The sequence below is a fragment of the Streptomyces sp. NPDC003697 genome, from assembly GCF_053587115.1.
This window is the reverse complement of record NZ_JBSFNN010000123.1, coordinates 1-13,089: the sequence shown is the minus strand read 5'-3', so window position 1 is coordinate 13,089 and position 13,089 is coordinate 1. Positions and strand designations below refer to the sequence as shown.

General features: G+C 72.7%; 15 protein-coding genes. 9 read left to right on the top strand and 6 right to left on the bottom strand.

The genetic code is table 11. The features are described 5' to 3' along the window. Positions 1-84: 84 nt before the first annotated feature. The 4 genes from ACWDNY_RS29665 to ACWDNY_RS29650 all read right to left on the bottom strand — a co-directional run bounded on the left by ACWDNY_RS29665 (position 85) and on the right by ACWDNY_RS29650 (position 3,280). Positions 85-1,053 carry an aldo/keto reductase gene (locus tag ACWDNY_RS29665; protein WP_451648905.1) on the bottom strand — a complete coding sequence of 323 codons (969 nt, stop codon included), beginning with the start codon at positions 1,051-1,053 and terminating at the stop codon, positions 85-87. A gap of 156 nt (positions 1,054-1,209) precedes the next feature. Next, entirely contained in the window at positions 1,210-1,770 is a 561-nt protein-coding gene (locus tag ACWDNY_RS29660) for a flavoprotein (protein ID WP_451648904.1), read from the bottom strand. A gap of 82 nt (positions 1,771-1,852) precedes the next feature. Continuing rightward, positions 1,853-2,053, bottom strand: a complete 201-nt coding sequence (locus ACWDNY_RS29655) for a ferredoxin (protein ID WP_451648903.1) — start codon at positions 2,051-2,053, stop codon at positions 1,853-1,855. 12 nt (positions 2,054-2,065) lie between these two features. Further along, entirely contained in the window at positions 2,066-3,280 is a 1,215-nt protein-coding gene (locus ACWDNY_RS29650) for a cytochrome P450 (RefSeq protein WP_451648902.1), read from the bottom strand. Between the two features lie 278 nt (positions 3,281-3,558). On the opposite strand from ACWDNY_RS29650, the gene ACWDNY_RS29645 reads away from it, so the two are divergent. Both ACWDNY_RS29645 and ACWDNY_RS29640 read left to right on the top strand, forming a co-directional pair. Next, the gene (locus ACWDNY_RS29645; RefSeq protein ID WP_451648901.1) at positions 3,559-4,191 is read left to right on the top strand and encodes a LysE family transporter; all 633 of its coding nucleotides are present in this window, start codon (positions 3,559-3,561) and stop codon (positions 4,189-4,191) included. Positions 4,192-4,513: 322 nt separating this feature from the next. After that, positions 4,514-4,963 (top strand): nitroreductase family deazaflavin-dependent oxidoreductase, encoded by a 450-nt coding sequence (locus tag ACWDNY_RS29640; RefSeq protein ID WP_451648900.1) that lies wholly within the window; start codon positions 4,514-4,516, stop codon positions 4,961-4,963. A gap of 114 nt (positions 4,964-5,077) precedes the next feature. Here the strand turns inward: ACWDNY_RS29640 and ACWDNY_RS29635 are convergent, their stop codons facing one another. After that, complete coding sequence (locus tag ACWDNY_RS29635; RefSeq protein ID WP_451648899.1) at positions 5,078-6,118, bottom strand: cation diffusion facilitator family transporter; 1,041 nt, start codon at positions 6,116-6,118, stop codon at positions 5,078-5,080. 114 nt (positions 6,119-6,232) lie between these two features. On the opposite strand from ACWDNY_RS29635, the gene ACWDNY_RS29630 reads away from it, so the two are divergent. Continuing rightward, positions 6,233-7,252: a glutathione S-transferase family protein gene (locus tag ACWDNY_RS29630; protein ID WP_451648898.1), complete on the top strand. Its 1,020-nt coding sequence runs from the start codon at positions 6,233-6,235 to the stop codon at positions 7,250-7,252. Positions 7,253-7,335: 83 nt separating this feature from the next. After that, positions 7,336-7,635: a DUF4235 domain-containing protein gene (locus tag ACWDNY_RS29625; RefSeq protein WP_451648897.1), complete on the top strand. Its 300-nt coding sequence runs from the start codon at positions 7,336-7,338 to the stop codon at positions 7,633-7,635. 6 nt (positions 7,636-7,641) lie between these two features. On the opposite strand, the gene ACWDNY_RS29620 is transcribed toward ACWDNY_RS29625, so the two are convergent. Further along, entirely contained in the window at positions 7,642-8,034 is a 393-nt protein-coding gene (locus tag ACWDNY_RS29620) for a VOC family protein (RefSeq protein WP_451648896.1), read from the bottom strand. Positions 8,035-8,335: 301 nt separating this feature from the next. On the opposite strand from ACWDNY_RS29620, the gene ACWDNY_RS29615 reads away from it, so the two are divergent. The 5 genes from ACWDNY_RS29615 (at position 8,336) to ACWDNY_RS29595 (ending at position 12,965) form a co-directional block, all read left to right on the top strand. Next, positions 8,336-9,286 (top strand): NADP-dependent oxidoreductase, encoded by a 951-nt coding sequence (locus tag ACWDNY_RS29615; RefSeq protein WP_451648895.1) that lies wholly within the window; start codon positions 8,336-8,338, stop codon positions 9,284-9,286. 556 nt (positions 9,287-9,842) lie between these two features. Next, positions 9,843-10,223: an anti-sigma factor antagonist gene (locus tag ACWDNY_RS29610; RefSeq protein WP_451648894.1), complete on the top strand. Its 381-nt coding sequence runs from the start codon at positions 9,843-9,845 to the stop codon at positions 10,221-10,223. Between the two features lie 65 nt (positions 10,224-10,288). After that, the gene (locus tag ACWDNY_RS29605) at positions 10,289-10,948 is read left to right on the top strand and encodes a DUF4230 domain-containing protein (protein ID WP_451648893.1); all 660 of its coding nucleotides are present in this window, start codon (positions 10,289-10,291) and stop codon (positions 10,946-10,948) included. 122 nt (positions 10,949-11,070) lie between these two features. Beyond that, the gene (locus ACWDNY_RS29600; RefSeq protein WP_451648892.1) at positions 11,071-11,601 is read left to right on the top strand and encodes a VanZ family protein; all 531 of its coding nucleotides are present in this window, start codon (positions 11,071-11,073) and stop codon (positions 11,599-11,601) included. A 131-nt stretch (positions 11,602-11,732) separates the two neighbouring features. Then, positions 11,733-12,965: a lectin gene (locus ACWDNY_RS29595; RefSeq protein ID WP_451648891.1), complete on the top strand. Its 1,233-nt coding sequence runs from the start codon at positions 11,733-11,735 to the stop codon at positions 12,963-12,965. Positions 12,966-13,089 lie beyond the last annotated feature (124 nt).

Sequence of the window (13,089 nt, the reverse complement as noted above, 5' to 3'; positions counted from 1 at the left end):
GTTGTTCTGTCGGCCATGCTCCAGAGCGCGGAGTACGCCCGGCACGTCTTCGGGCCCCGCCGCCGCGGACCGCACAGTGACCGCTCAGTGGCCCCTGACGGCGTGCGGGGTGTAGGGCCGCTGGAGTTCCTCGATCTCCTTGTCGCTCAGCTCCAGGTCGACGGCGGCCGCCGCGTCCTCGATGTGCTGCGGCTTTGAGGCTCCGACGATCGGCGCCGCGACCGGCTCCTGGTGCAGCAGCCAGGCGAGGGCGACCTGTGCACGCGAAACGCCGCGGTCGTTCGCGATGCGGGTGACGGCCTCGACGATGGTGCGGTCGCTCTCCTCGTACAGCCGGCTGCCGAAGTCGTCGGTGGCACTGCGTCGGGTGGTGGTCCCCCAGTCACGGGTGAGGCGGCCGCGGGCGAGCGGGCTCCACGGCAGCACCCCGACGCCCAGGTCCCGGCACAGGGGGAGCATCTCCCGCTCCTCCTCGCGGTAGAGGAGGTTGTAGTGGTTCTGCATGGAGGCGAACCGGGTCCAGCCGCCCAGCCGCGCCGTGTACTGGGCCTTGGAGAACTGCCAGGCGTACATCGAACTCGCTCCGATGTAGCGGGCCTTGCCCGCCTTGACCACGTCGTGCAGCGCCTCCATGGTCTCCTCGACCGGGGTGTGCGGATCCCAGCGGTGGATCTGGTAGAGGTCGACGTAGTCGGTGCCGAGGCGGCGCAGGCTGTGGTCGATCTCGGTCATGATCGCCTTGCGGGACAGGCCGCCGCCGTTGGGGCCGGGCCGCATCCGGCCGTGCACCTTCGTCGCGAGCACGACCTCGTCCCGGCGGGCGAAGTCCCTGAGCGCCCTGCCGACGATCTCCTCGCTGGTGCCGTCCGAGTAGACGTTGGCCGTGTCGAAGAAGGTGATCCCCACCTCCAGGGCCTGCCGGATCAGCGGCCGGGACGCCTCCTCGTCCAGAGTCCACTCGTGCGCGCCGCGGTCGGGCACGCCGTAGGTCATGCAGCCCAGACAGATCCGCGACACGTCCAGGCCGGTCGAACCGAGCTTCACATACTGCATCGTTGCTGCTCCTGCCTTCGGGACGTCGTCAGGGGAAGCCTATGCCGCCGGGCCGCCGGGCCGGCCGGATCATCGCGGCGGGGCCCGCCGGTGACGGCCCCGCCGCGGGAGCGGCGGGGCCGGTCGCCGCGGTGCCGCATCCGGAGCCCTGCCCGCCTACCGCACGCACTCCTGATCCGCGCCCTGGCGGGGACCGAGCAGTTCCAGCGCGTTCTCCCAGCGGAACCTCGGCCGGCCGTCCTCCCCCGCGGCCGCGCCGGCGTACGGGTCCGCGAACCGGACGCCCATCCCCCGCAGCCGTTCCAGACTGCTGCCATAGGCGGGGTGGGCGGCGAGCGTGCCGGCCACGCACGGCAGGACGGCCACCGGCACGCCGAGTCCGTGGGCCTCGCACAGGGTGGCCACGGCGAGGGTGTCGGCGATGCCGGCGGCCCACTTGTTGACGGTGTTGAACGTGGCCGGGGCGACGACCACGGCGTCGGGCGGCGGGAAGGGGCGCGGGTCGTCCGGGGTGCGCCAGGCGGAGCGGATGGGGCGGCCGGTCTGCGCTTCGACGGCAGCGGTGTCGAAGAAGCCGCCCATGGCGACCGGCGTCGCGATGACGCCGACCTCCCAGTCCCGCTCCTGCGCGGCGGTGATCAGCTCGCCGACGTCCGCGGCGACGCCGGCACCGCAGACGACCACGTAGAGGAAGGGTTTCTCGGCCTGTTCGGTCATCGGGGCACCCTACTGAACGGGTCCTCGACCGTGCGGCCGGCACCCTGCTGAACGGACCCTCGATCCGCGTCCTCCTAGGGGCTCAGTCGGACGTGGTGGACACCGCGATCGCGCCGACGGGGCAGGCCCGGGCGGCCTCCCGGACCATCGGGTCCCCGCCCCCGTCCTCCTGGCCGGGCAGGACGGTGCTGAAGCCGTCGTCGTCCTGGGTGAACACACGCGGGGCGGACAGGGCGCACTGACCCGCGCCGATGCACCGGTCCTTGTCGATCTCGATACGCATGGCGGCTGCCTCTTACCAGGTCACGGGGAGTTCCAGCATCCCCTGGATGGTGTCGCCGGGCTTGTGGGGGATGTCCTTCGGCTCGGCGGCCGGCCGCAGGGTGGGCAGCCGGTCGATGAGGGCGCCCAGGGCGATCTCCAGCTCGGCCCGGGCGAGGTTCTGGCCGAGGCACTGGTGGATGCCGAAGCCGAAGGCGATGTGGTGGCGGGCCGGACGGTGCCAGTCCAGGGCGTCCGGTGCGGGGTAGACGTCCGCGTCGCGATTGATCACCGAGGTGGAGAAGACGACGCCGTCGCCGGCGCGGATGGTGGTTCCGTCCACGTCGACGTCCTCGGTGGCCACCCGCAGCAGCCCGTCGGCGATGGACAGCGTCCGCATCAGTTCCTCGACCGCGGCGGGCAGCAGCGCGGGGTCGGCGCGCAGCTCGGCGAGCCGTTCGGGGTGCCGCAGCAGCGTGTAGGTGCCCAGGGAGATCATGTTGGCGGTCGTCTCGTGGCCCGCGACCAGCAGGATGACCGCCAGGGAGATCAGTTCCTCGCGGTCCGGCCCGCCGTCGTGGAGCTGTTGCCGCACCAGGTCGTCCAGGACGCCGTCGCCCCGGTTCTCGCGCTTGTCGTCGATCAGCTCGCCGAGGTACTCCTCCAGCCGGTCCCGCGCGTCCTCGGTGTCGGCGGCCGTCGGACCGCGCAGCAGGCGCCGCGACTGCTCCTCGAAGAACTCGTGGTCGGCGTACGGGACGCCGAGCAGCGCGCAGATCACCATGGACGGCAGGGGCAGCGCGAAGGCACCGACCAGTTCGGCGGGCGGTCCCTGCGCGACCATCGCGTCGAGCAGCTCGTCGACGATCTGCCGGATGCGCGGCCTCAGCTCGGCGGCGCGCTTGAGGGTGAAGTGCGACACCAGCATCCGCCGCTGCGTGTGGTGCTCGGGGTCGTCGACGCCGAGGAGCGCGGGCGTGCGGCTGCGGACCGCGGCGAAGCGGGCGGTGACCATGGGGAAACCGGGACGGGTGCGGTCCGTGGACAGGCGCGGGTCCACGAGCAGCCGGCGGGCGACGGCGTGGCCGGTGACGAGCCAGACAGGGCGGCCGTCGTAGAGGGTCGCGCGGGCGAGCGGCCGGGTGCCGTGCAGCGGGGCGTAGCCGGCGGGGGGCTGGTAGGGGCAGGTGCGGTCCTGGGGGAAGGCGACGGGTTGCGACAGTTCCGTCAAGTCCGTCAAGTCCGTCATGAAAGACCTCGCAGACGATGGGGGCGTCGTGCCGATCTTCATTAGATGCCCGAGGCACCTAAGAGGCGACGTGAAGTTCGGCCACATCGACTCCCCGTGGAATCTGGCCGGAAGCGGTCCTTCCTCATCGTAAATCCCGTTGCCGTCCGGCCGGGCGGCGGTCAGGATCCGGCCATGCCCGCATTCGCCGCGTTCCCGCCGCCGTCGTCCCCCGCCGCCTGCTCCCCGCGGGGCCGACAGCAGCCCGGCCGCAGGGGGCGGCCCGGTCCCGCGCCGTCGTGACGGGCGCCCTCGTCGCGGGGCTGGTCGCGGGCTACGGCATCGCCGTGCCCGTCGGCGCCGTCGCGACCTACCTGGTGTCCCTCACCGCCCGCAGCACCCTGCGGACCGGGGCCTGCGCCGCGCTCGGGGTCGCCACCGCCGACGGCCTCTACGCCCTCCTTGCCACGCTCGGCGGCTCGGCCCTGGCCGCCCTGCTGCGGCCCGCGCTGACACCGCTGCGCTGGGCGTCGGCCCTGGTGCTGGCCGCGCTGGCCGTGCACGGGGCGGCGACCGCGCTGCGGCGGTACCGCGAGCGCCGGCCGGCCGCCCACCGTGCCGAGCCGTCCGCCCCGTCCCCGGCCCGCGCGTACGCCGGGCTGCTCGGGGTGACCATGCTCAACCCCACGACGCTGGTCTACTTCGCGGCCCTGGTGCTCGGCACCCGCACCGCGCAGGACGTGCCGCCCCTGGACCGGAGCGTGTTCGTGCTGGCCGCCTTCGCCGCGTCGGCGAGCTGGCAGCTGCTGCTCGCCGGGAGCGGCGCCCTGCTCGGCCGGGCCCTGACGGGCCGGCGGGGACGGCTCGTGACAGCGCTCGTCTCCAGCACGGTGATCACCGCGCTGGCGGTGCGGACGGCCGTGTCGCCGTGACGCGCGGGACCCCTTCCGTGCGGGGGTGGCTGTGCTGTCCGGGCCCCGAATGTCCCACGCGGTACCGGCTGTGCTGTCCGGGCCGCGAACGTCCCGGCGACGGGCTGGGACGTCCCCGTGCGCGGGGCAGCCCCGGCCGTCCTCGGGCGCGGGACGGTGCGGGGTCCCGCCGTCCCGGGCGGCACGCGCCTGGGGCGACAGGCCGAACAGGTGGCCGCCGCCGGGCGTGGCCGCAGCGGAACGCGGTAGGGATGGAGCGCACGGATGATGATGTCGGACGCCGTGCGAGACCGTGACGGAACGCGATGAGAGGACCCAGTCCATGCCTCTTGAGGGCGAGTACGAGCCCAGCCCGGCCCAGTGGGTGCGTGAGCAGGTGGAGCTGTACGAGAGCTCCGGTGGCACCGAGGGCACGACCCTGCAGGACACGGGTCTGCCCGTCATCCTGCTGACCATGCGGGGTGCCCGGAGCGGCAGGATCCGCAAGACGCCGCTGATGCGGGTGGAGCACGACGGGCGGTACGCGGTGGTGGCCTCCCAGGGCGGTGCCCCGAAGCATCCGTTCTGGTACCACAACCTGAAGGCCGATCCCCGGGTGGAACTGCAGGACGGCCCCGTCAAGCGGGACATGACGGCCCGTGAGGTCGACGGTGCGGAGCGGGCCGAGTGGTGGGACCGGGCCGTGGCCGCGTTCCCGCCGTACGCCGAGTACCAGCAGCAGACGTCACGGGAGATCCCGGTCTTCGTCCTGGAGCCCGCCGACGGGCACTGAGGCCGACTGGCCCCGGACGGGGCGGGCGTCGGGGAGGGCACCGCCGTGGCCGCCTCCCACCACACAGCCGTGTCCGGCCGGCGCATGGACGCGCGCCGGCCGGGCACCTGTCGTTCAGGCCCCGCCGCGCTCCCCCGTCGCGGCGGGGCTTTCGCCTGCCTCCTGGGCCAGCCGGTCGGTCACGTCGAGGAAGACCTGGTCCGCCTCGGGGACGGTGTGCGCGAGGGAGCGCTTGATACGGACGGCGATCTCCTCCACGTCCTCGCTGTCCAGGCCGGGGGCGAGGTCGATCCGGGCGGCGACGAGCGTGGAGTCCAGGCCCATCTTCATGGTGAACAGCGCCTCCACGCTGTCGATCTCGGGCTGCGCCTCCAGCACCCGCATGATCCGCCCGCTCAGCTCCGGGTCCGCAGCCTCACCGATGAGCTGGTCGCGCGCGTCGCGGCCCAGCCGGTAGGCGACGTAGACGAGCAGGACGCCGATCGCGAGCGAGGCGGAGGCCTCCCAGACGACCTGACCGGTGATCATGTGCAGCGCCATGCCGATCATGGCGAGGGTGACACCGAGCACCGCGGTGCCGTCCTCGGCGACGACGGTGCGCAGGGCCGGGTCGCGCAGGCCGCTCCCCCGGCCGCCCTGCCCGCGGACCTGGTGCAGCGCGCGGACCAGGGAGGCCCCCTCCGCGAGCAGCGCGACGCCCAGGACGACCAGGCCCGCCACATAGCCGCCGAAGCTCTCCTCCGCTCCGTTGCGCAGGGCCTCCACGCCCTGGAAGACCGAGAAGCAGCCGCCCATGACGAAGATCCCGACGGCGGCGAGGAGCGACCAGAAGAACCGCTCCTTGCCGTACCCGAACGGGTGCCGGCGGTCGGCGGGGCGGCGGCTGCGTCGCAGGGCGGCCAGCAGGAAGACCTCGTTGAGGCTGTCGGCGACGGAGTGGGCCGCCTCCGACAGCAGCGCGGGCGAGTGCGCGACCAGACCGCCGACGGCCTTGGCGACCGCGATGACCAGATTGGCCGCGAGCGCGACCAGCACGGTCACACGGGTTTTGCGGTCGGCCGCCGGCTCGTCCGCGTCCTGCTTCGTCCCGTCCACTGCCCGGCCCGCCCCTTCGTCCGTCGTCCCGTCCACCGCGTGGCGCGTCACCTGTTCCATGGATGTCCCGCTCACGTTCGCCGCCTGCCCCCCGCCGCGAAGGATCACACCGTGCCGGAGACGGAATTCGGGGAACGTGTTCACCGGGAGAGACCCGGACACCCAGGAGGACACATGAGCGACGGGCTCGAGGGCAACAGCGCCTACGGCCGCAAGGCCTTCAAGCGGTCCCGGAGCCACTTCGCGGACCGCATCACCGCGGACGGCCGCGACGGCTTCCCGGTGGAGGCCGGTCGCTACCGCCTGGTCGTCAGCCGCGCCTGTCCGTGGGCCGGCCGGGCGGTGATCTCCCGGCGGCTGCTCGGACTGGAGGACGCCCTGTCGCTGGGCGTCGTCGATCCGATCCAGGACGACCGCAGCTGGCGTTTCACCCTCGACCCCGACGGCCGGGACCCGGTCCTCGGCATCCGCTTCCTGAGCGAGGCCTACGACAAGCGGGAGACGGGCTACCCGGGCGGGGTGAGCGTGCCCGCGGTCGTCGACGTGACCAGCGGCGAACTGGTCACCAACGACTACCAGCAGCTCACGCTCGACCTCGCCACCGAGTGGTCCGCCCTGCACCGGCCCGGCGCCCCGGACCTGTATCCGAGGGCGCTGCGCGACGAGATCGACGCGGTGACGGCGGACGTGTACGAGGACGTCAACAACGGCGTGTACCGGGCCGGGTTCGCCCATACGCAGGAGACGTACGACGCCGCTTGCACGGGCGTCTTCCGTCGCCTGGACGCGCTGACGGACCGTCTGGCCCGGCAGCGCTACCTGGTCGGCGACACGATCACCGAGGCGGACATCCGGCTGTTCACCACCCTGGTCCGTTTCGACGCCGTCTATCACGGCCACTTCAAGTGCAACCGGTACAAGCTCGCCGAGAACCCGGTGCTGTGGGCGTACGCCCGGGACCTGTTCCAGACGCCCGGCTTCGGCGACACGGTCGACTTCGACCACATCAAACGGCACTACTACCGGGTGCACACCGGCATCAATCCGGCGGGCATCGTGCCCCTCGGGCCGGACCCGTCCGGCTGGTTGACGCCGCACCACCGCGAGGAACTCGGCGGCCGGCCCTTCGGTGACGGCACTCCGCCCGGGCCGGTGCGCCCCGGCGAGGAGGTCCCGCCGGAGGGCCGGCCCTGACCCGCGTTCCCCCGACCGGCCGGCCGGGACTCGTACCGGCCGGCCGACCCGCCCCAGTGGACGATTCAGCAAGGAGATTCCAGGTGGCCAAGAAGAAGAACAAGCTCCCGCTCGCCTACCAGCCCGTCGGCTTCGTGCTGGGCTGGGCGGGCGGCGCGCTGGCCGGGAAGGCCTTCCGCGCGACGTGGAAGGCCATCCGGCACGAGGACGACGCGCCCGACGCGCTCGACCCGGACCGCGGCTGGGGGGAGATCCTGCTGGCCGCGGCGGTCCAGGGCGCCATCTTCGCCGTCGTGCGCAGCGCCGTGGACCGTAGCGGCGCCAAGGCCATCGAGCGCTCGACCGGCGTGTGGCCGGCCAAGAGCAAGGGCGGCCGCGACTGACGGGCCTCAGCCCTGCTTCGGCCCGGCCTGCCGGCCGCGGCGCAGGGTGAAGGAGTGCCCGGCCGGATCGGAGCACATCCGCTCCTCGTAGGGGCCGGGCACGTCCTTCGCCTCCAGTGGGCGCCCGCCCAGCTCGACGACCCGGCGTTCGGCCGCGTCCAGGTCCTCCACCAGGAAGTCCAGATGGGCCTGGAGGGAGTTCTCCGGGCGCGGCCAGCTCGGCGGCGTCGCGTTCATGTCGCGGCGGAACGCCATGCGGAAACCGTCGGCGGCCCTGATCTCCACGAGGTTGGCGGTGGCGTCCGTCTCCTCCGCCTCCAGCAGCCGCTTGTAGAACACGGCGAGCTTCTCGGGCTCCGCGCAGTCGAGCACCACGACGCCCGCTGTCACCAGTGGCATGTCTCCTCCGAAGGGTTTCGGCGGCGGGCAGCCCCGCCGCCCTACCGTGCGGATATCCCGCCCACGTGGAATCAGTCGGCCGCCGGCCACGGGCCGTCATGCGTCAACTCCCGTCCGCGTACGTGCGCCCCGGCGCCGGGCGGTCGCGGTGAATCGTCTGGGCCGGCTCTTGCGCAGGGCCGTCGCGGCGGGCTCACGGCGGGCCGTCGCGGCCGGTTCTCTCGTCCCGGCCGGCAGGCGGCCGTCCAGGAAGCCGGCCGCGGCGAGCGCCGACGGGCGCGGCCGGGCATCCTGGTTCACCATGAATGATGTGAAAACGATGCGTGCAATCAGTCAGGACGTCCTCGGCGGTCCCGAGGTCCTCAAGGAGGTCCGGCTCGAGCGACCCTCCCCGCGGCCCAACGAGGTGCTGGTCCGGGTCAAGGCGGCCGGGGTGAACCCGACCGACTGGAAGCACCGCGCCACGGGGGGCTTCCTCGGCCAGCCGCCGTTCGTCCTCGGCTGGGACGCCTCCGGGATCGTCGAGGAGACGGGCGTCGGCGTCGCCATGTTCCAGCCCGGGGACGAGGTGTTCGGCATGCTGCCGTACCCGTTCGGGCACGGTTCGCACGCCGAGTACGTGACCGGCCCGGCCCGTGCCTTCGTGCCCAAGCCGGCGAGTGTCGACCACATCCAGGCGGGCGCGTTGCCGCTGGTCTCGCTGACGTCGTGGCAGGCGCTGGTGGAGCGGGCCGGAATCCGGGAGGGACAGCGGGTGCTGATCCACGCGGCGGCCGGCGGGGTCGGGCACGTGGCCGTGCAGATCGCCAAGGCACACGGTGCGTACGTCATCGGCACGGCGAGCGCGGGCAAGCACGACTTCCTGCGTGAGATCGGTGTGGACGAGCCGGTGGACTACCGCACGACCGACTTCGCCGAGGCGGTGCGGGACGTCGACATCGTGCTGGACACGCTCGGCGGCGACACCAGTCTGCGTTCGCTGCGGGTGCTGCGCCCGGGCGGGATCGTCGTGTCCATCGTGCCGTTCGGTTCGGACGAGTTCTACCAGGAGGCCGACCGGCTCGGTGTCCGCGCGCTCAGGATGCTGGTGGACGCCGACCACCACGGGATGACGCAGATCGCGGAGCTCGTGGAGTCGGGCCGGCTGCGGGCCACGATCGCCAAGACGTTTCCGCTGAGCGAGGCCGCGAAGGCTCACGAACTCGGTGAGACGGGACATACCACGGGCAAGCTGGTCCTCGTCGTGGACTGACGGCCGGCCGGTACCCGGCCGCCGTCAGCGCGGCCGGGTACCGGCCTGGGTGCGGGCGGTGCGAGTTGCGGGCGGTGCGTGGGCACCTGCGGCGCGGGCCGCCCCGGCGGTGCGTGGGCATCTGCGGCGCGGGCCGCCCCGACGGTGCGTGGGCGCCTGCGGCGCGGGCCGCCTCGGCGGTGTGCGGATGGGGCGGGGCCGCGCCGGGGGGTGCCCGTCCTCGGACCGGCGCGGGGACCGTCTCCCGCGGGGGAACCGGCGTGGACGCGCCGGCCGCTGCGGGCGGGCACCCCCCGACACGGCCCCTTCCGTCCACGGGCGGCCTCGCGTGCGCGCTCGGGCCGGTGCGTGGGTGGCAGGGCGTGTGCGGCGGATGGTGCGGCTCGTTCGTCCCGCGTGAGGTGCCACCGCCGGGGCCGGGCGACGCGTTCTTGATTCGACGACATATGTCAACCGAACATGCTGGAATTCACTCCAACGTGGGTAACTTGCAGGAGCGGGACGGGCATTGGCCCGTCGTGCGGACCCCGCCGCACCCGTTGGAGGCGATGTCGTCGTGCAGCAGGAACCGGCGCTGATCTCCCGGCATCTGCGGGTCCACCGGCACCGCGGCCACACCGTGCTGGAGTTCCGCGGCGAGATCGACATCGCCGCGGCCACGGAGATCGGCCCGTACCTGGACCGGGTGACGGCCCGGCCCGGTGCTCGTGTCGTCGTGGATCTGCGCCAGGTCGACTTCTTCGACTGCTCCGGGCTGCGGCTGCTGTACCGCGCCCGCCACCGGGTGCTCGGCCAGGGCGGGGAGCTGCGCCTGGTGTGCACGCACGCGCTGACTCTGCGCGTGCTGAAGGTCACCGGCCTGGCCCGGCTGCTGCCCCCCGATCCGACGCTGGACGCGGCGCTGGCCCGGCCCCCGGCCACCTCCGGTTCCCTTTGACCCAACTGGTTTGTCTGGCGACGACTTTCGAGGGGAATGCGCACGGGAGGAAGGAGGGCCGCCGCATGACGACGTCCATCAGACAGCCCCGGCGCATGCCCGGCTGGGCGAAGGCGGTGAGCGCCCTGGTCGTGGTGCTCGTCGTGCTGTTCGCCGGGATCCGGCTGAGTGTGGTGCCGGGTATCAAGGACCTGTTCGGCACGGAGACGCACGACCGCTCGGGCCCCGCGCTGCTGAAGTCCATTCAGGACCTCAGCCGCTACGACGCGGCCTCGGGGAACTTCCAGGTCGTCGTGGACCTGGAGAAGGACACCAAGTACCTGCCCGACGCCATCCGCGGCACCCGCACGCTGTATGTCGGCGCGGGCACCGTGGACGCCTATGTCGACCTCGGCCGGGTCGGTGCCCACGACGTGACGGTGAACGGTGACCGCACGTCGGCCACGCTCCGCCTGCCGCACGCGCGGCTCGGCAAGCCGGCGCTCGATCCCGACCACTCGTACGCGGTCTCCAAGCAGCGCGGCCTGCTGGACCGCCTGGGCGATCTGTTCTCCGGCAACCCCAACGGCGAGCGCGCCGTGCAGCAGCTGGCGGTGCGGCACATCGCGGACGCCGCCCGGGACAGCGGGCTGACCACACGCGCCGAGACCAACACCACGGCGATGCTCCAGGGCCTGCTGAAGTCCCTCGGCTTCCAGGAAGTGCGCGTCTCGTACGGGCCCTGACGGCGGGTCGCCCGGAGCGCGGTTGCCAGGCGTGGCCCGCTGCGGACGGGGCATCCGCTCCCCGGACCGGTTCACGGTCGACCGCTCTCCTCCCCACACTAGTTGAAGCACTGGAGGACCACATGGCCCGCATGGCCCTGCGACTGCACACCCCCAAGGCCGGCCGGGAACCGGCCCCGGACACCGAGGAGCGCCGGCCGCTGCCGCTGCCGCTGCGCCTGCTGGCGGTGTTGTGCGCCTTCGTCTTCATGGTGGCGTTCGCGGTCGTGCTGGCCAAGCTCACCCTGCAGCCCTCCCCGGCGTCGGAGGCACTGACGCACACCAATCTGCATCCGGGCAACTCGCTGCGGGCCTATCTGAGCCGGCCGGGCCTGCAGGACACGGTCAAACAGATCGGCGGCAACGTGGTCCTGGGCATCCCCTTCGGCGTGCTGGTGCCGGTGGTGGCGCCCAAGGCGCGCGGCCTGCTGCGGGTGCTGCTGCTGACCGCGGTCGTGATGCTCATGGTCGAGTTCGCCCAGGGCGCGCTCATCACCGGCCGGGCCTTCGACATCGACGACGTCATCCTCAACACCACCGGGGCGCTGGTGGGTTATCTTCTGCTGGGTCGGCGGCTCAGCCGGGCCGTGCACGCGCGCCGGGTGCGGGCGTGAGTGGACGAGTGGTCCGGACCAGAGTATTGACGACCCCTTAGTTCACTCCTTGAATCAAGAGGCGACCTCCTTTCCCCCCACCTCGGTCGGCGTGCCCGTTCCGGCGGGCCGCCGCCCAGAAGGGAAGATCTGTGGCCTCCCCCCGTCTGCTCCGCAGATGTCTCCTCGCCGCCCTGTCCGCCGCCCTGATGGGCTCCGCGGCGGTCGGGCCGGCCCGGGCGGGCACCGCGGGCGGCACGTCCGCCGCCGCGGTGGCCTTCTCCGACACCTTCGACGGGCCCGCGGGCGCGGCCGTCGATCCGGGCAAGTGGCAGCTGGAGACCGGCGACAACGTCAACAACCACGAACGGCAGTACTACACCTCGGGCACCAGGAACGCGGCCCTCGACGGCCAGGGCCACCTGGTGATCACCGCCCGCCGGGAGAACCCGGCCAACTACCCGTGCTGGTACGGCACCTGTCAGTACACCTCGGCCCGGCTGAACACCTCGGGCACGTTCACCGCGCAGTACGGGCACGTCGAGGCCCGGATGAAGATCCCGCGGGGGCAGGGCATGTGGCCCGCGTTCTGGATGCTCGGCACCCCGGTCAACTGGCCGGATTCGGGCGAGATCGACATCATGGAGAACGTCGGCTTTGAACCGTCGACCGTGCACGGCACCATCCACGGACCGGGCTACTCCGGTTCCGGCGGCATAGGCGCCGGCTACACGCTCCCGAACGGCCAGGCCTTCGCGGACGCCTTCCACACCTTCGCCGTCGACTGGGCCCCCGACTCGATCACCTGGTCGGTGGACGGCAACGTCTACCAGCGCCGCACGCCCGCCGACCTGGGTGGCAGGACGTGGGTGTTCAACAAGCCCTTCTTCCTCATCCTGAACCTGGCCGTCGGCGGCTACTGGCCCGGCGACCCGGACGGCTCGACCGCCTTCCCGCAGCAACTGGTGGTGGACTCGGTGTCGGTCACGACGGGTGACTCGCCGGCCGGCGGGACGATCCGGGGCCTGGCCGGCAAGTGCGTGGACGTGGCCGGGGCCGGCTCCGCCAACGGCACGCCCGTACAGCTCTACGACTGCAACGGCACCGCGGCCCAGCGGTGGACGGTCGGCTCGGACGGCACACTGCGCGCGCTCGGCAAGTGCCTCGACGTCACGGACAACCGCACCGCGGACGGCTCCACGGTGCAACTGTGGGACTGTACGGGCGGCCCGAACCAGAAGTGGGCCGTCAGCGCGGCGCACGACATCGTCAACCCGCAGGCCGACAAGTGCCTGGACGTGACCGGCGGCTCCTCCGCCAACGGCACCCGGCTGCAGCTCTGGACCTGCACGGGCGCCGCGAACCAGAAGTGGACGGTCGGTTGAACCACCCGGCCCCCGTCACGCGACCGGACCTCCCGTGACAGCGTGGCCCGCCCGGACACCCCGGGCGGGTCTGGGGGAGCTGCCGCACCAGTAAGAACATGCCGGTGGCGATCACCAGCCCGAA